The sequence below is a fragment of the Amycolatopsis decaplanina DSM 44594 genome, assembly GCF_000342005.1.
Classification (GTDB): domain Bacteria; phylum Actinomycetota; class Actinomycetes; order Mycobacteriales; family Pseudonocardiaceae; genus Amycolatopsis; species Amycolatopsis decaplanina.
The window spans coordinates 302,840-319,432 of the sequence record NZ_AOHO01000055.1; the positions used below are offsets into that span (position 1 = coordinate 302,840).

Below are 16,593 nucleotides of genomic sequence, written 5' to 3' on the forward strand. Positions count from 1 at the left end.
GCGTGCGAGTCCGGCCGGCACGGTTCCGTGGTTTCAGTAGCTCGCAGCGCGTGCGGCGACGAGGGCGCGCACCACGGCCTCTCTGCTGCGCTCGTCGGCGCGAATCGTGCTACTCACCTCGATATGCATGAAGGCCGTACCGTTGGCAGCCGCCATTTTCCCCTGCACATTGGCGTTACCCTCGAGGCCGCGGCACGATTCCGCCCACGCATGACACAGCGTGAATCCGGCCACCGTCAGCCGGTCGGCCATGCGCCACGCCGTGTCATCGACCCTGGCCGCCCCCGCGGAGAGCACGATATCCTTGCCGGGCTGGCTCGAGTCGTGAAATCCGTGGAACTGGATTTGACCGTATCCGCGTTCGGCCAATTCTGTGGCAATCGCGTGGAACATCGAATTCTCCCGGTGCGCGACATCCGCCTGTGTACCGGCACGCCGGTGAGCTCCCGCCATCAGGAGCACCGCACCGGGAACCATTCTGAAATAGGACAATCCCATCTGTTCGGTGCGCAGGTCCGAGTTGGGATGCGGTATCTCGACAACGATCGACGGGGGTGCCGAACGATCGATCAGGTAAAGGCCCCAGGCACGATCGGTTCCAGGTTCGTTCATCACGAGCGTGTAACGTCGGCCGGTCGCCGAGTCGACACCGTCCTGAATGGAGAATCCCAGCTCCTGCAGCCGGGTTCCTGCCGCGTTTCCGCCGTCGAGGAGCACAGTGAACCCCTCGGCCCCGGCACGTCGTTCCGCCACATCCGGTGGCCGGTACGGTCGTTCTGGATCAAGCCCGGCCGCGAAGGACGAGATACGCGGGGCCAGATCGAGGGCCTCTGGCGTTTCTTGGGATCCACGACCGAGCATGAGGATCAGCGCCAGGACAATCACCAGCGCGAAAGCGACACTGATAACCGCGGCGATTCGGGATCTGATGCGCATTCGGGAAGTGTATTACCGAAGATCGTTCAGCAAAAGGTCCCGGCGCTCTCATCAGGAATGACGCATACCCTGACTTGGGTACTGGAAACGGGATTATGTCGATACCCGGCAAGTTCGCCCGAGCGCTCAGGTGAACCCGGAACACAACAACGATCTCCGGACAGCTCTCAGTCGAGCACACGCTCAGGCGTCACGATGGCACCGACTTCCATGATCGTGTCCTTGACCATTTTCCCTCTACGGGGACTCTGCCGGTAGCCGCCATCCACGGCCAACCGGTCGACGTGAGGCTCCTGACGAACAACGTCCGAGAAGCTGGAAGCGGCGACGTACGGCCACTCGGCGATCTCGGTGTCGTCGAGTCCTCGCGCGAAGGTGCGGGATGCGCGACGACATCGCGTCGCAGCATCCGCCGCTCGCGTCCTTGAGCAAGACCCCCCGACCCGCGTCCGTCCTGGTCGCGGCGAGAACGCGGTCGTCGAGGCCGAAGGCGGCCGGGCAACGCGGCAACAGTCCCCCAGTTCGAAGTGGCCCCGGAAGGCATCGGCCAAGTGAGGCGCGAGTCCCCGCCGTCGGAGACTCGCGCAAGGGGCCTACAGCTTCGGTTTCCGGCACAAGTCGACGAAGATGACCGTGGTGGTCCTGTCCCTCTCGACCTTGACCACGGCGGTTGCGTTCTTCACATTGATGCGCTCGAAAGGTCCTTGCACCCTGATGTTGACGACCTCGCAGTCCCTGGGCATGTCCTGTTCCCGCACCCGGTAACTGCCGACCGCAAGTCTTGACTCCGTGCGGCACTCCCAGCCACGCAACAACCACTCGGCGATCTTTCCCTCGCCAGGTTGACGGATGATGAATCTGAACTTCTGCTTCACGTCTTCAAAGCCACGAACCTGCTTGCAGATCCTGATTTCCCCGACGTCCTTGCGATCAGCCGCCGACGCCTCGTGCGCCACCAGCGCCGATCCGCCCGACAGGAGAGCGACACCAGCCGTGAGCGCGACAGCCGAACGGCCGCGAACTTGCCATTTCGTCTGCATCGATCCTCCCGCATCAGATTATTTTCCGTACGGCTTTAGCAGCATCGCAGCCTTCCATGAACAGCTGAAGGTATCGCCATGGCGCATAGTCGCCACTGGCCGACGTGAAACATTCCGCAAGAAGGAAGCCGGCGCCGAGAAGATCGAGCGCATGGGCGACCTTGCCGCCCACGTCGCCGACACGGCTCGCTCCAGCCACCCGCCCATGCTGTTCCCACCGAACTGGAACCCCTGTTCACGGACATGAGCACCATCGCGGCAGGCATGGCCGAGCGAATCGCCGGCCTCGCGTTGCCGGCAAGGTTCTTCGCTCCCTGGCCTGGCCGTTCGCCGTCGCCGGTAACGGCTATGGCAGGCGTGGGTTCGGTGGCGTTCGCTCGGTCAGCACAGTCCGGCCTCAGCAGTCCGGCACCACGTACGGCGTCGACGCCTCGCCGCCGTACATGGCGACGAGGCTGCTCCGGCAGGAGAAGACCACTTCCCGGTTCGCGACGGTGTCAGGTGGGACACCACAGCCGTCGCAATAGAGCTCGACCGAACCCGGCGCGGTCTCGTCGATCTCGACGTCGACCGTGCGATCGCAGCGCCGGCACCAGCGGTGCCCGGTGACGACCAGCACGTGCAAGGGATCGGAGATGCACTGGTGCACCCAGCATCGGTGCACGTAACAGGTGGTGCGCACATGCGCGCTCAGCCCATATTCTTCGGCCACGTCCTCGGCGGCGAGGATCGCGGCCAGCCGCCGGTCGGCGATCCCGCTGTAGCGGTCCTTGAGACCGCTCGCCGACCCGGTCGTGGCCGCGTCCTCCGGCGAGACCAGCCGGAGACGGGCTCGCGAAGGTGGTGAAACACTTGGCACCATGTGGGTCTCGACCTTTCCGGGTCCGCTGAAAGCACCTATCAGGTTGCCTCTGTTCCGCCGGGACGACACCCGTACAAGTACCTGTCTACATACCTGACGCGCGCTGCCGTTCGGGACGAGACGCCCGGGGCGGCCGGCGGCCCGGGTCACGCCTTCAGGCCACGAATGTCGCGCTCAGCTTGCGTCGAGGGGTTCGCGACCAGGACGATCCTGAAGCCACCGCTCGCCGCCAGGTCGCTCCGGGCGGAGCGGGGAGGCCGCCTGGCCTCCGAATTCCCACCGCCGGATTCCGTCCGAGCGCGCTCTTGCGCCGGCCGAAGTCGTGCTGCGCTCGTCACCTGACCACGCTGCCCGGGGACCTCGAGCAGGCGGTGATACTCGCTTCCCACCGCCATCCGGCCCCCTGGCAAGTCAAGTGCATCCCCGCTACTTTCGAACGATGAATGGACCTCCGTGCCTGGCGTGCTCGCTCACGCAAGCCCTGTCCCGACCAGGAAGGCCGGCTGTCCATCAAATCCGACTGACACTCCATCTCGGCATCTGTCAACGACGCTTTTGACGAACCCCGCGCAGGCACAGAGACAGGCACATGTGCACAACAGTCCAGCCGAACTCAACGCAAGACTTGACGTTCACGCCGTTCGATCGCCCTGACAGGGCGAAAGTCACGAGTGGCGAGGCCGCGCTGCGCCAGGACGACGGTCCCGGCTTCCATGTCCGGGAACACGACCGGCATGTCAAGCCAAGAGCGCCCAGGAGTTCCCATTTCCCTCCGAGGTCAGCGGAATCACCCCAGCCACGAGCGGAGTCGATCATGAGCTCATGCAGGAAAAACCGCCGCCCGTCGTTGCCGGGCGGACATCGGCACGGTGATACGCGGGAGACGCCTGGAATGCTGAACGACCAGAACGCAGGTCGACGCGGCCGGTGACATCCGACGCAAACCACAACCGCGACGCGCACGACAACGACATGGCGCGGGGAAACATGAGGACAGCGTTCATCGAGGCGTGGCTCGATCTGGAGATTCCCGTTCCCGAGATTCAGAAACGGTTCCACATCGGCCAGAAGAGCCTTTACCGGCATGTGTTCGTTTATGGACTGCCGAAGAGGTCCCTGCTACAGCCGGCCGGGAGACGGCAACTCCGTCAGATGTACTGCGAGGACGGACAGACCGTCAGCGAGATCGCAACTGTCCTCAAATGCAGGAAAGTCGAGGTCATGCGAGCCTTGGCGTTCCACGGTCTTCTGGACAAGAGGCACCGGCCCGAACACGACGAAGCGCCGCTCGCCCCTGAAGACGAATCCGCGGAGGGCACCTGCAGCGTAGAAAAGATCTTGGGTCAGGAGCTGAAGAAGGTCCGTCAGGCGAATGGCTGGACGAGGAGGATGCTCATCCAGCACATGGGCGCCAAGATGTCGATACAGACGCTCGCCTCGTACGAGTTGGGTACCCGGCAACTCTCAGTGGCACGCCTTTTCGAGTTGTGCATGCCGATGAACGTCCTCCCCGCCGATCTGATCACGAACGTCCAGCGCCGGGTGGGGGCCAACGCCCCGGTGCGGATCCAACTGGATCTCCAGCACGTCGCCGCCGACACGCGACCGGAGCTCGGTCCGCTGCGACAGTGGGCCGAAACCCTCCTGCACCAGGAGAAACCTCCCAAGACCGTAGTACTGGAGGGGCTGGCCTTGGGCCTGCTCGCGGACCTGTGCGGAATGCCGGTCGACGAACTGGAAGCGATTCTCCGATCGATGTCCACTCACCGTGCCCGGTGAAGGCCCCCAGTGCCGGTGACCCCTCCCTGACCTCCATATGACGACGAACGGATGGGAACAACGACATGAGTGGCCCGGCGCGACACGCCGGCGAGCGATGACCGCCGATGACGAGCGCCGCCGACAGACATACCGTGCGTGGTGTGTCCTGGTGGCGAGCCTCGTGAGTGGTAAGGACGGTTAGAACCGTCCTTACCACTCACGAGCCCCACCACCGACCATTTCCCGGCGACCAAGAGAGCACCATGAGCAGCGACGACACCAAACGCGATCTGGAAAACGTGCGGCAGACGATCACCGACGATATTCAAGCTTCCCAGAAGGCGATCGAGTACAAATGGGGCGAGGCGCAAACATTCTTCGCGGCGTCGGTCGCCGGATACAACAATCTGGCAGGCGTGGAGCAAGTCCACGACCTCTTCCGCAGAGGAAACGAAGTCCTGACCGATTTCATCGCGGTGCAGACAATGCTCAGTGTGACCTTGATGGGCATAAAAGGGCGACTTTGACCGGGAGTCGGCCTCAGACCCTTTGCCGGTCCCTCACCAACCGACTTTCGCCCTCCACCGACAACGCGCAGCGGAGAACTCTGAGCCACGCTGAAGAACATCCGTACGCGCGGGGATACCGGCACGGAGCTGACGGCCGTGACGGCCTGACGGCAAGAGCCTTCGCCGGGATGCCGACAAGGTGATTCCCATTCCGGCAATTCTTGTGACCGTGAACCACGAACACCGGCGCCGCGTCCACGTAGTCGACATTGAACGCCTCTTCGAGGCCTCGTCCGCGCCATCGACGGTCCGTCCACGCCGGCCGAACAGTGCGACTACGAGGAAGTTCGACGCGTATTCAGTATACGCCTGGAGTGCACCTCGCCACGGCCCAATCCTTCGAATTGTCGCCGGTGAACCGGACCCGCTTGAGGCAAAGCCCGTTCGGGGGACGGGGCGCGGGCGACCCGCAGGGAGGCAAGGTCCGCACTGTCGTCACGACATCCACGGCCTCGCCCCTGGGGGTGACGAGCGTCATCGTGAACACTTCCGGAATATCCTCGGCAATGCTGAAGATCTGGTCGGGCGGGGGGCCTCCCACGAACCGCGCGCTCGCGAGCAGATACACCGCGCCCGGTCGCAGCAGGGCGTCGTCCGGAATGCGCGCGAGCTCCACCGCGTGGGAATGAAGCGTCGCCAGCACCCGATAGCCACCGAGGGGCAGCACCCGGGGGCCGCGATTGGCGATCTCGACGAATTCAGCATGAGAATCATATGCGCCGCGCGTGCCGATCTCATGCAAATGGGTCTCGAACGTCGGTTGAGCCCCCTGGACGTGTCTATCGGCTTCGGCCGCATTGCCGGCACCGCCGGCCGCCAGCCCGATCACTGCGGTAATGACGGCCACCACGCACGCCCTTTTCATGACTTTACCTCCCGCGATTGCGTCCATTCAGCCGTTTCAGGGAACACCGGGAGCAGACCCCGGCGTCAGGGCCTCCCTGCCCGAAGCACGGGAGACCAAAGACCTTCTCGTGGAAACCACCGACCGCGCGGACCACCATCGGACTACCGCACTCGCACCAGACGGGACCAGGTCACAGCCCTGGCAGAGCAGCGCGCCCACGGACGCCGCTCGTGACCGGCCTGCCCGCTCAAGCGGCGGGAACGGAAGGCCGAACGGCCCCACCCGAGGCGACCGTGGACTCTGCCGATGACGCCTCGCGACTGCCAACCTCGGTTGTCGTGCCTTTCCCGGGCCGTCTGAGCAGGAGAACCGGAGGCAGGAGAACCGGAGGTTCGCGATGACATACGCCGATCGCGCCGATGCCGGACGTCGCCTGGCCCGGCGCCTGGAAGCATTCCGCGATGAGGACACCGTGGTTCTCGGGTTGCCTCGGGGTGGCGTTCCGGTCGCGTTCGAAGTGGCGCGTGCGCTGTCCGCCCCTCTCGACGTGATCATGGTGCGCAAGCTCGGCGTGCCCTACCAGCCGGAGCTCGCGATGGGTGCCATCGGCGAGGACGACGTGCGGGTCGTCGACATGGAGGTCGTGCGCTGTGCGCGCGTGTCCGGTCAGGAACTCGCGGCGGTCGAGCGAGCCGAGCGGGCAGAGCTGCGACGCCGGGTCGAAAGATTCCGCGCCGGACGAGAACGAATTCCGTTGTCCGGCCGTACCGCGCTGGTCATCGATGACGGGGTGGCGACCGGCTCCACCGCCCGCGTCGCCTGCCAGGTCGCCCGGGCGCAGGGCGCGGCGAAAGTCGTGCTGGCCGTGCCGGTGGGCGCATCCACCGCGGTCGTCTCACTCCGCCGCGTCGCCGACGAGGTGATCTGCCTCGAAACACCCACCTGGTTCGTCGCCGTGGGCCGGTGGTACCGCGATTTCCGGCAAACCTCCGACGATGAAGTCGCGGACCTGCTCCGCCGCGCCGCCCTGCCGGCCCCGGAACCTGCCGCCACCGCGATGGGCGCGGCGGATCCGATCATGCGCGACGACGATGTCGAGATGGTCGTGGGAGGGGTCGGTCTGGCCGGGCATCTCACCGTTCCCGAAAACCCCGTCGGCGTCGTCGTATTCGCCCATGGCAGCGGCAGCAGCAGGCACAGCCCGCGCAACCGTTACGTGGCCGCGACCCTCAACGACGCGGGCTTGGGCACCTTGCTGTTCGACCTGCTGACCCCACGCGAAGAACTCGACCGCACCCACGTCTTCGACATCGAACTGCTGGCGCATCGCCTCATCGAGGTCACGCGTTGGCTGACGACACAGCCGGACACCGCTCACCTGCCCGTCGGCTACTTCGGCGCCAGCACCGGGGCCGGCGCGGCGTTGTGGGCCGCGGCCGACTCCGGGGTCACCGTCCATGCCATCGTCTCGCGCGGCGGCAGACCCGACCTTGCCGCACAGCGGCTGGGCTCTGTCCACGCACCGACATTGCTCATCGTGGGCGCACACGACGAAGTCGTACTCGACCTCAACCGGCGCGCGCGGGCGGCCATGCCATGCGACTGCGAAATAGCGGTCGTGCCCGGTGCCACCCACTTGTTCGAGGAACCCGGCACGCTCGAACGGGCCGCGGCGCTGGCCCGGGACTGGTTCGTCCGATATCTCAGGCTGACGTCCGGCAGCCCGGCTGAATGAACGCCTGGCACCTCGTGCCGTGACCGCATGTGGGCGCCAACCGACGGATCACACGTTCGTAGCTGTCGAAAACAAGGAATCGCCGTCCACGACGGCTGAAACCGTGTGCCACGGTTCGCCCTTGTTCCCAGGCCGGCCTTCAGCTCGCCGCGCAAATGGCTTCGACGAAGCGCCCCACCGCGGCCTCGGGGAGGTGGCGGGCCAGGTCGGCCTCGCTGATCATCCCGACCAGCCGGTGCTCGTCAAGGACCGGCACCCGCCGAACCCGATGCCGTTCCATCACCTCGAGCACATCTTCCACTTCGGCGTCGGCACGCACGAGGTGAGGGGTCCCCTGAGCCAGTTCGACGGCGGTCATGACGCTCGGGTCACCGCCGATGGCGACACATTTGATCACGATGTCGCGGTCGGTGATGATGCCGTGAAGCCGGTCGTCGTCACCACAGATCGGCAGCGCGCCGACATCGAGTTCCCGCATCCGCTGTGCGGCCACTTTCAGGGTGTCACGCTCTCCGATACACGTAGCACCCGCATGCATGATGTCCCGTGCGGTCGTCATCATGTCCTCCTGTCGGCTCTCGTGTTTCCCAGGCTTCGTAGTGTGCGCCGCGGTGTCCCCGGTCAGAAGAGACCAAGGTCCCTGAGGCACCCATGACACACCGGATCGAGCCCCGCGGTGGCCAACGACCCGGGGAATACGGGACTTCGGACCTCTGGCCCGAGGGTGCGAGCGCGGCCATGCTGGATACCGGCCTGCCCGAGGGCAGGACGTCAAGGCGCGCGACCGGACTGGTTTCGGGAACGCCGGCAGGCCGGTTGGCTCCATTGCGAGAGGCCGAGGCGATGACGATGGCAGTGCGAACCGGGAGCATGGTTCCTGTCACTCGCACAGTCCGAAATGGATCGGCACCGCGGATGGCGTCGGCGCCGAGGACCTTGCTGACGCCGACAGATCCTCAGGAACCGCTGCTTGGAACGACCCACCGAACCGGCTGGGAGGTACTCGTGACACACCGGACGATCCCATTCGCCCACGCGGAGCAGAGAGCACACGAGTGGCTGGCGGCTGTCGCGCACAGCCTCGGCACCGAAGACCGCCGCTACGCCTTTCGCGTGCTGCGCACATGGCTGCATCTCGTGCGCGACCGGCTCACCGTCGACAGCGCGGTGCACTTCGGTGCTCAACTGCCCGAGTTGTTGCGCGGTATCTATTACGACGGATGGACACCCCGCCGGGTGCCCATGCGGTATGACAACACCTGGTTCACCAGCCGCTTCGCCGACGAAGCCGGCATCGAACCCGCTGACGTGCCCGCGACCGCGGGCGCCGTGTCCGCGGCGCTGGGTGCGTTGTGCTCACCGGGGCAGCTCGAACACGTCCTCGCGCTCATGCCCGCGAACCTGCGCGGCGAGCTCCAAGGCGAGGCTCACGCCCCGGCCGATCGTCCCCGCGTGGCCGGGGAGCATGCGCGGATCGACGAACTGGAGGACAAGGTGCGGGCGATCTCCGAAGCCGTCGGCGCGCTCGCCCGCGGGCTAGAGCAGCTCCCCACCAGCGAACCCACGACCGACCACGCCGCCAAAGCCGCTCAGGAAGCCCATCGCATCCTGTTGGAGCACGACGCCGTCGAACAGTGACGATCGCTCGAGAAGACCCTCACAAGCGCGGCCGAACATCCCGTATCGCCGAGGCAACTCCGTCCGGAATGAGCAGAGCTCCGTTGTCGAGCGCGAAGCGGGGAAGATTCCGGACGCTGAACGCCCGGAATCTTCCCCGCCCACCCGCACCAGCTCCACCGCGGCACCAAGACGAGGTCAGGTCCAGCAGGCAAGGGAATACCGGCCCGCTCCAAGCCGAACCGCCACTCACGACCACCGGGACCTGCGCCGTACCCCTCGATAGAACGAAAGAGTTGGTAATCCATTGTGGACACCGGGCTAATACGACAAGCCTTCGCTCTTTCTCTCGGTCGCGGATACAGTGCGCCGGCCTCGGCCAGCGCAGCCAGAGGTCCCACGGTCAAGGGGCTTCGGCCCCTCACCGGCGCCGGGACGGGCCGGGAACATCGCCTGTGCACATACGGAGCCAGGGAGGCCTGAAATGGTGACAGGAAAGCACATCCGGACCAGGAACACCGTGCGTACCTTCAACAAACGTGTCCTGAATCCGGTGATGCTGCGGCTGGCCGGCCGGAAACACTGGTATGCCGCCGTACTCCGGCATACCGGACGTCACTCCGGGAACCCCTACGCCACACCGGTGGTGGCGGAACGCACCGAGAACGGCTTTATCATTCCCCTGCCGTACGGAACGAAGGTCGACTGGTTGCAGAACATGCTCGCCGCGGGGCATGCCACCATCGAGACGAAGGGCGAAAGCCACGAGGTGGTGGATCCCACGATCATCGACGCCGACACCGCTTTGCCGCGGATCTCTCGCAAGCGCGGCCGCGCGTTGCGGCTTTTCGGCATCCGGCGGTACGTACAGGTGCGCGACCGCGTTACGCAACCCTGAGCGCCACCAACGGGATCATGAGCCGGATCCCCGGTTCGCGAACCGGCCGGTACAAGCCAACGCCGCATCAACCAGTCTCGCCGGGTACGAAGTCCTCAACACCCTCGAGCAATCCTGGGGCGGGCTCTGCGCCCACGTACGAGACGGCTGGAACATCTCGAACCGGGACGGCCGCCAGGCCGAGACCGTCACGCAGATCTCGAGCACCATCCACCGCCGACCGCGCCCGGCAAGGCGCGAACTCGGGGGTGCTGGGGCAGGAGCGCGGTCTGCGACATCGACATCAACCCCGAGTCCACCGGCTAGCAAGTCTTCAACCGGCGGGCCACGAAGTCTCGGCGCGGCAAAGTCAACGAGCCGTACAAGTCGGCCTGGTCGCCGAAACCCGTCCATGAGCCACCGGTACCCAAGTGGATGTTCTGCGAGCCTACGGCCCGACGAGCGGCAAGACGTGGCCGGACTGGCCACTGTGGACGGCACCCTGCTCCGGACACTCTTCGAGGTGACACAGCTCACCGTGAATTTGAACTGCCGGCAGATCAGGTATCGGCTCCCGAAATAGCAAAGAGCGCCGATCAAAATGATCGGCGCTCTTTGCGCGATACCTGTATGTACCCCCGATGGGATTCGAACCCACGCTACCGGCGTGAGAGGCCGGCGTCCTAGGCCGCTAGACGACGGGGGCTAGGATCTTTCTCCTTCAGGAGGAGATCTTCAGTTGTTCACCTGCTGTGTTGCTGTGGAGAAACTTACCAGACCGGGTTTCCCGCCTTCGCAGGGGGGTCACTCTGTGTTTCACTCCGGAGAGTTCTCCAGCTGGGGTACCAGGACTCGAACCTAGACTAACTGGACCAGAACCAGTCGTGCTGCCAATTACACCATACCCCAGTGAGGTACCGTTCCGATCTTGACCGGCTCGGTGCCGCACGAGAAAGAATACTAGAGCACGCTGTTCCGCACCGTGAAAGCGGGGGTCTCCGTAGCGCGCTGGACGGGGACGCCGAGCTTCGCGAACTCGGAAACGAGCAGCTCAGGCAGCTCGTCGAGGCCGGCGATGGTGTGCACGCCCGCCGGGGCGCGTTCGGCGATGCCGTCCCGGTCGAGCCAGACGGCGCCCAGGCCGGCGTCGCGTGCGCCGATGGCGTCGGTGTCGAGCTTGTCGCCGACGTGGACGGCCTGCGCCGGGTCGCAGCCGAGGCCGAGGCAGACCGAGTGGAACATCGCCGGGTCCGGTTTGGCCACTCCGAGTTCACCGGCGATGGCCACGTGGTCGAAGAACCGGGCGAGTCCGAGGTCGGCGATCTTCTTGCGCTGATGCGCGCCCGAGGCGTTCGTGACGGCCGCGACGAGGACGCCCGCGGCGCGCAGCCATTCCAGGCACGGGAGGACATCTTCAAACAATTGCCACGAACGGGTGAGAATTTCACGGCGGCGTCTTTCGAAGCCGTTGACCTGGTCTTCGTCGGCCAGAATGCCGATCTCGGCGAGGAAGCATTCAGTACGCTTGTGATGCATGGTCGCGTAATCGATTTCGCCCGCGACCACCAGCGCGACGTGCTCTTCGGTGATGAGATCCCACAGCGGCCAAAGGTCGCCCTGACCGGTGAGCGCGCGCAGGCTGAGCCGGATCGCCGCCGTGCAGTCGATCAACGTGTCATCGATGTCAAGGCACACCAACCGTAACTCCGGAGGCTCCCACGGGGCGCTGTCCGGAGCGTCCGGCGTGGTTCGTGACAAGGTCCAGGGCACGAGAGCGGAATCCACCAAGTGAGGCTAGGGCACCCAGCGCGATCGCGACTCTGCCGATGAGGTGATTAAGGCTGCTCTGTTCCGGCGCGGGCACTCTACTCCCAGTTGGTGAGAAGACGTGTTTTAGTTACCGGACAACGGCAGACGCGAGCGGGCGGGTGAAATTTCAATACCCGGCGTCCGGCTCGATTCGCCGCGCGCACGCCCTGTGACGACACCGGAATCCTTACGCGGCTTCGAGTCGCGGACCGTCCACAAGGGCACTTCCGCGAACGCCGTCCTTCCGAGACCACCCCGCCCTCTCCTAGTCCTTTTTGGACAGATGTCTCGACCGCAGGGAGGCTCACGCGAATCGGTGAGACCCGGGTCATAGCCCGAACGACACGGCCGCCCGGATGGCGCTTGACTCGCCGTCCGGGCGGGTGCATGCTGATCTTATTCAACGAGTGATGAATAAGGGTTTCCGAAGGGGTGGGACGGATGAACGAACGCACGAACTGCGTGGTCGTCGGCGGTGGCCCCGCCGGCATGGTCGCCGGATTGCTGCTGGCCAGGGCCGGGGTCGAGGTCACGGTGCTGGAGAAGCACAAGGACTTCCTGAGGGACTTCCGCGGCGACACGGTGCACCCGTCGACGTTGACGTTGCTCGACGAACTGGGTCTCGGCGCGAAGTTCCTCAGCCTGCCGCACAGCGAGATCGCCTACGCCGGCTTTCCCACCGAGGACGGCACGATGATGCGCCTGGCCGACCTGACCCGGCTGAAGGTGGCGCACCCGTACATCGCGCTGGTCCCGCAGTGGGACTTCCTGGACCTGCTCGCCGACGCCGGCGCGAAGGAGCCCACGTTCACGCTGCGGCAGAGCACCGAGATGACCGGACTGATCCTGGAACAGGGCCGGGTGAGCGGGGTCCGTTACCGCGACGCCGACGGGAAGACCGGCGAACTGCGCGCCGACCTGGTGATCGCCGCCGACGGGCGCTGGTCGCTGGCCCGGCGCGAGGCCGGGCTGATGACGAAGGAGTACGCCATCCCGTTCGACGCGTGGTGGTTCCGGATCTCGCGGCGGGACGGCGAAGGTGAGGGCATGCTGAACCCGAAGATGCGGGATCGCCGCTTCGCCGTGCCGCTGCCGCGCAAGGGCTACTTCCAGGTCGCCTACCTCAGCCCCAAGGGCGACGACCTCCGTGAGAACGGTATCGAAGCGTTCCGCGAGAACGTGGCCGCGATCCTCCCCGAGCTGGCCGACCGCGTGGACGAGCTGAAGACGACCGACGACATCAAGTTCCTCGATGTCAAGATGAACCTGCTGCGGAAGTGGCACCTCGACGGGCTGCTGTGCATCGGTGACGCGGCGCACGCGATGTCACCGGTCGGCGGTGTCGGCATCAACCTCGCGGTGCAGGACGCGGTCGCGGCCGCCACCCTGCTCGCCGAGCCGCTGCGCCGGGGCAGGCCGTCGGTGGCGGACCTGGCGAAGGTCCGCAAGCGCCGTCTCGCGCCGACGATGCTGGTGCAGGGGCTGCAACGGCTGTTGCACAAGAACGTCATGAAGCCGGTCATGGAGGGCAGGCGCAACGGCCCGCCCGCCCCGATGGTGAAGCTGTTCAGCCGCTTCCCCGTGCTGTCCTACGTCCCCGCACGACTGCTGGGCCTGGGCCTCCGGCCCGAGCACGCCCCGGCCTTCGCGCGTCGGGCGATGGAGCCGGCGGGGAGCTAGCGGGCGGCTCCGGATGCCGCGAAAGGGCCGTTCAGGACGTTTTTGTCCTGAACGACCCTTTCAGCACGCTCGAGCTAGATGTCCTGCACCGGGTTGGTCAGGGTGCCGATGCCTTCGACGGTGATCGAGACCGACTGGCCGTCCTCGATCGGGCCGACGCCCTCGGGCGTGCCGGTCAGGATGACATCGCCGGGCAGCAGGGTCATCACCCCGGACACGAACTCGACCAGCTCGGGGATCTTGTGCACCAGGTCCGACGTCCGGCCGTCCTGCTTGAGCACACCGTCCACCTCGGACTTGAGCGCGAGGTCACCGGCGTCGAGCGAGGTCTCGATCCACGGGCCCAGCGGGCAGAAGGTGTCGAAACCCTTCGCCCTGCCCCACTGACCGTCGGACTTCTGCAGGTCACGGGCGCTGACGTCGTTCGCCACGGTGTAGCCGAGGATCGCGCTCGCCGCACGGGCGGCGGGCACGTTCTTGACCGGCTGGCCGATGACGATCGCCAGTTCGCCCTCGAAGTCGACGCGGCCGACGCCGCGCGGACGGCGGATGGGCGCGTTCGGTCCGATCACCGTGGTCGACGGCTTGATGAACAGCATCGGGTCCTTCGGGACCTCGTTGCCGAACTCGGCCGCGTGCTTGGCGTAGTTCCGGCCGACCGCGATCACCTTCGACGGCAGGATCGGCGCGAGCAGCCGGACGTCGGCGAGCGGCCAGCGCTTGCCGGTGAAGTTGGGGTTGCCGAAGGGGTGCTCGGCGATTTCCAATACCTGGGCGTCGTCGCCGTCCCCTTCGATCGAAGCGAACGCGACACCACCGGGATGAGCAATTCGGGCTAGACGCACTCCCCCACTGTACGACTCCTCAGGCCGGGCCCTCTCTGAGGGACTTGTGCACGAGCGCGTCGCACAACGCCAGCCAGCTCGCCTCGACGATGTTGCCGTGCACGCCGACGGTGGTCCATTCCCGCTCGCCGTCACTGGTCTCGACGAGCACACGCGTGACGGCGTCGGTGCCCGGATGGCCGGGCAGGATCCGCACCTTGTAGTCGGCCAGCTCGACACTGTCCAACCAGGACAGATGCGGGCTGAGCGCCTCGCGCAGCGCGGCGTCGAGCGCGTGCACGGGGCCGTTGCCCTCGGCGGTCGCGATCACGCGCTGCCCGGCGACGTGCACCTTCACCGTCGCCTCGGAGACGACCTCGCCGTCGGACCGGTGGTCCAGCACGACCCGGTACGACTCGAGTTCGAACGGCGGCTCGTCGAGGATGTCGCTCTGCGGGCCGTCGACCTCCCGCCGCAGCAGCAGTTCCAGTGAAGCGTCCGCGGCTTCGAAGGACCAGCCTTCGGATTCGAGCCGCTTCACCTTCCGGACGGCGCTCGTCAGCGCCTCGGGCTGGCCGGCAAGGTCGACCCCGAGCTCACGTCCCTTGAGCTCCAGGCTGGCCCTGCCGGCCATCTCGGTGACCAGTACCCGCATGTCGTTGCCGACGGAAGTTGGATCGATGTGGTTGTACAGCAACGGATCCACCTTGATCGCGCTCGCGTGCAGTCCCGCCTTGTGGGCGAAGGCCGACGCCCCTACATAAGCCTGGTGGGTGTAGGGGGCGATGTTCGCGATTTCGGCAAGGGCATGGGAGACCCGGGTGAGCTCGGCGGCACCTCCGGTCGGGAGGACCTCCATTCCGAGCTTGGTCACCAGATTTCCCGTCACGGCGAACAGATCGGCGTTGCCCGCCCGTTCGCCGTAACCATTGGCGGTGCACTGGACGTGCGTCACGCCGGCCTGCACGGCGGCGACGGAGTTCGCCACCGCGCAGGAAGTGTCGTCCTGACAATGGATTCCGAGCCGGAATCCGGTCCTTTCCTTGACCTCGCGGACGGTTTCCGCGAGGCCGAGCGGCAATTGGCCGCCGTTGGTGTCGCACAGCACAGCGACGTCCGCGCCCGCGTTCACGCCCGCGTCGAGCACCTTCAAGGCGGTGTCCGGGGAGAACGCGTAGCCGTCGAAAAAGTGTTCCGCGTCAAGGAAGACGCGACGTCCCTCGCCGACGAGGAACGCGACGGTGTCCCGCACCATCTCGCACGCTTCGCCGACATCGACCCGCAGCGCGCGTTCGATGTGACGCAGATCCGATTTGGCCACCAGGGTGACCACCGGCGCCTGGGAATCGAGCAGGGCCCGCACTTGCGGATCCTGCTCGGCCTTGGCGCCCGCCTTCCGCGTCGCGCCGAAGGCGACGAGCGCGGCGTGGCGCAGTTTCAGTTCGCCCGAAGCGGCGCGGGCGAAGAATTCCGTGTCCTTGGGCAGCGCGCCCGGCCATCCGCCTTCGATGAAGCCGACCCCGAGATCGTCGAGCAGCCTCGCCACCGCCAGTTTGTCCGTGACGGAGTAGGAGATCCCCTCGCGCTGCGCGCCGTCGCGCAACGTCGTGTCGTACAGGTGGAAAGCGTCGCCGAGCGGTGTATCGGCGGGCTCCTTGCGGGTCACGGGAATCTCCTTGTGGTGGCAAAACGTGTTCAGGCAACAAAAAAACCTCCCGCATGGGTGCGAGAGGTTGCGCGCCGGGGCTCTTGTGGAGCGGTTATCCGGCGCGCTCGGCGATAATGATGATGCAGAAGGTCACGGACGCATCATGGCACACGCTCCGCCGGGCGTCCACAAACCGGTCGATACTTCCCACTTCCTGAGAGTGGCTGAAGGCGCCGGGTGACGCGAATCGACTCTCCGCGTGATTAATGACGTAACTCGCGTGATCAGGGACGGGACTCGTGTGATTGGGGACGTAACTCGCGTGATCAGACGCGGAACACCGTGTGCCGCGTCCAGTCACCTGAGTTCGCCGCCCGATCACGCGAGT

At 65.9% G+C, this 16,593-nt stretch carries 15 protein-coding genes and 2 tRNA genes; 6 read left to right on the forward strand and 11 right to left on the reverse strand.

The window, feature by feature from the left end; all coding sequences use genetic code 11:
• Positions 1-33: 33 nt before the first annotated feature.
• From H074_RS18565 to H074_RS18575, 4 genes are all read right to left on the reverse strand, one after another.
• A complete protein-coding gene (locus H074_RS18565; RefSeq protein ID WP_007031585.1) occupies positions 34-936 on the reverse strand; it encodes a hypothetical protein in 903 nt (300 codons plus the stop codon).
• Between the two features lie 593 nt (positions 937-1,529).
• Positions 1,530-1,976, reverse strand: coding sequence for a hypothetical protein (locus tag H074_RS18570; protein ID WP_007031586.1), 447 nt, complete (start codon positions 1,974-1,976; stop codon positions 1,530-1,532).
• Between the two features lie 13 nt (positions 1,977-1,989).
• Positions 1,990-2,175: a hypothetical protein gene (locus H074_RS40290; RefSeq protein WP_152521445.1), complete on the reverse strand. Its 186-nt coding sequence runs from the start codon at positions 2,173-2,175 to the stop codon at positions 1,990-1,992.
• A gap of 198 nt (positions 2,176-2,373) precedes the next feature.
• A complete protein-coding gene (locus H074_RS18575) occupies positions 2,374-2,838 on the reverse strand; it encodes a hypothetical protein (RefSeq protein ID WP_007031587.1) in 465 nt (154 codons plus the stop codon).
• A 927-nt stretch (positions 2,839-3,765) separates the two neighbouring features.
• Here H074_RS18575 and H074_RS18580 point away from each other — a divergent pair.
• Positions 3,766-4,617 (forward strand): helix-turn-helix domain-containing protein, encoded by an 852-nt coding sequence (locus H074_RS18580; protein ID WP_235096809.1) that lies wholly within the window; start codon positions 3,766-3,768, stop codon positions 4,615-4,617.
• Positions 4,618-4,862: 245 nt separating this feature from the next.
• Positions 4,863-5,126, forward strand: coding sequence for a hypothetical protein (locus H074_RS18585; protein WP_007031589.1), 264 nt, complete (start codon positions 4,863-4,865; stop codon positions 5,124-5,126).
• A 340-nt stretch (positions 5,127-5,466) separates the two neighbouring features.
• Here H074_RS18585 and H074_RS18590 read toward each other — a convergent pair whose 3' ends face one another.
• Positions 5,467-6,015 (reverse strand): lamin tail domain-containing protein, encoded by a 549-nt coding sequence (locus H074_RS18590; RefSeq protein ID WP_152521446.1) that lies wholly within the window; start codon positions 6,013-6,015, stop codon positions 5,467-5,469.
• 397 nt (positions 6,016-6,412) lie between these two features.
• Between H074_RS18590 and H074_RS18595 the strand changes: the two genes are divergently transcribed.
• Positions 6,413-7,750: a phosphoribosyltransferase gene (locus H074_RS18595; protein WP_007031591.1), complete on the forward strand. Its 1,338-nt coding sequence runs from the start codon at positions 6,413-6,415 to the stop codon at positions 7,748-7,750.
• Positions 7,751-7,889: 139 nt separating this feature from the next.
• Here H074_RS18595 and H074_RS18600 read toward each other — a convergent pair whose 3' ends face one another.
• Positions 7,890-8,309, reverse strand: a complete 420-nt coding sequence (locus tag H074_RS18600) for a CBS domain-containing protein (protein WP_007031592.1) — start codon at positions 8,307-8,309, stop codon at positions 7,890-7,892.
• A 446-nt stretch (positions 8,310-8,755) separates the two neighbouring features.
• Here H074_RS18600 and H074_RS18605 point away from each other — a divergent pair, with 446 nt between their 5' ends.
• Positions 8,756-9,388 (forward strand): DUF2267 domain-containing protein, encoded by a 633-nt coding sequence (locus H074_RS18605; protein ID WP_039922868.1) that lies wholly within the window; start codon positions 8,756-8,758, stop codon positions 9,386-9,388.
• A gap of 499 nt (positions 9,389-9,887) precedes the next feature.
• Positions 9,888-10,265 carry a nitroreductase/quinone reductase family protein gene (locus tag H074_RS18610; protein WP_235096810.1) on the forward strand — a complete coding sequence of 126 codons (378 nt, stop codon included), beginning with the start codon at positions 9,888-9,890 and terminating at the stop codon, positions 10,263-10,265.
• A 612-nt stretch (positions 10,266-10,877) separates the two neighbouring features.
• Here the strand turns inward: H074_RS18610 and H074_RS18615 are convergent.
• From H074_RS18615 to H074_RS18625, 3 genes are all read right to left on the reverse strand, one after another.
• Positions 10,878-10,950, reverse strand: a tRNA-Glu gene (locus H074_RS18615).
• Between the two features lie 131 nt (positions 10,951-11,081).
• Positions 11,082-11,153: transfer RNA gene (locus H074_RS18620), tRNA-Gln, on the reverse strand.
• Between the two features lie 51 nt (positions 11,154-11,204).
• Positions 11,205-11,939 carry an HAD family hydrolase gene (locus tag H074_RS18625; RefSeq protein ID WP_039922767.1) on the reverse strand — a complete coding sequence of 245 codons (735 nt, stop codon included), beginning with the start codon at positions 11,937-11,939 and terminating at the stop codon, positions 11,205-11,207.
• Between the two features lie 555 nt (positions 11,940-12,494).
• On the opposite strand from H074_RS18625, the gene H074_RS18630 reads away from it, so the two are divergent.
• Positions 12,495-13,733, forward strand: a complete 1,239-nt coding sequence (locus H074_RS18630) for an FAD-dependent oxidoreductase (RefSeq protein WP_007031596.1) — start codon at positions 12,495-12,497, stop codon at positions 13,731-13,733.
• Between the two features lie 74 nt (positions 13,734-13,807).
• On the opposite strand, the gene H074_RS18635 is transcribed toward H074_RS18630, so the two are convergent.
• Positions 13,808-14,578, reverse strand: a complete 771-nt coding sequence (locus H074_RS18635; RefSeq protein ID WP_039922768.1) for a fumarylacetoacetate hydrolase family protein — start codon at positions 14,576-14,578, stop codon at positions 13,808-13,810.
• Between the two features lie 19 nt (positions 14,579-14,597).
• Positions 14,598-16,223, reverse strand: coding sequence for a citramalate synthase (gene cimA, locus H074_RS18640; protein ID WP_007031598.1), 1,626 nt, complete (start codon positions 16,221-16,223; stop codon positions 14,598-14,600).
• Positions 16,224-16,593: the final 370 nt, after the last annotated feature.

Bases quoted from the DNA above. Each gene is read 5' to 3' on its own strand.
- H074_RS18600 (WP_007031592.1), bottom strand. From the start codon at position 8,309: ATGACGACCGCACGGGACATCATGCATGCGGGTGCTACGTGTATCGGA.
- H074_RS18630 (WP_007031596.1), top strand. From the start codon at position 12,495: ATGAACGAACGCACGAACTGCGTGGTCGTCGGCGGTGGCCCCGCCGGC.
- H074_RS18585 (WP_007031589.1), top strand. From the start codon at position 4,863: ATGAGCAGCGACGACACCAAACGCGATCTGGAAAACGTGCGGCAGACG.
- H074_RS18570 (WP_007031586.1), bottom strand. From the start codon at position 1,976: ATGCAGACGAAATGGCAAGTTCGCGGCCGTTCGGCTGTCGCGCTCACG.
- H074_RS18575 (WP_007031587.1), bottom strand. From the start codon at position 2,838: ATGGTGCCAAGTGTTTCACCACCTTCGCGAGCCCGTCTCCGGCTGGTC.
- H074_RS18565 (WP_007031585.1), bottom strand. From the start codon at position 936: ATGCGCATCAGATCCCGAATCGCCGCGGTTATCAGTGTCGCTTTCGCG.
- H074_RS18595 (WP_007031591.1), top strand. From the start codon at position 6,413: ATGACATACGCCGATCGCGCCGATGCCGGACGTCGCCTGGCCCGGCGC.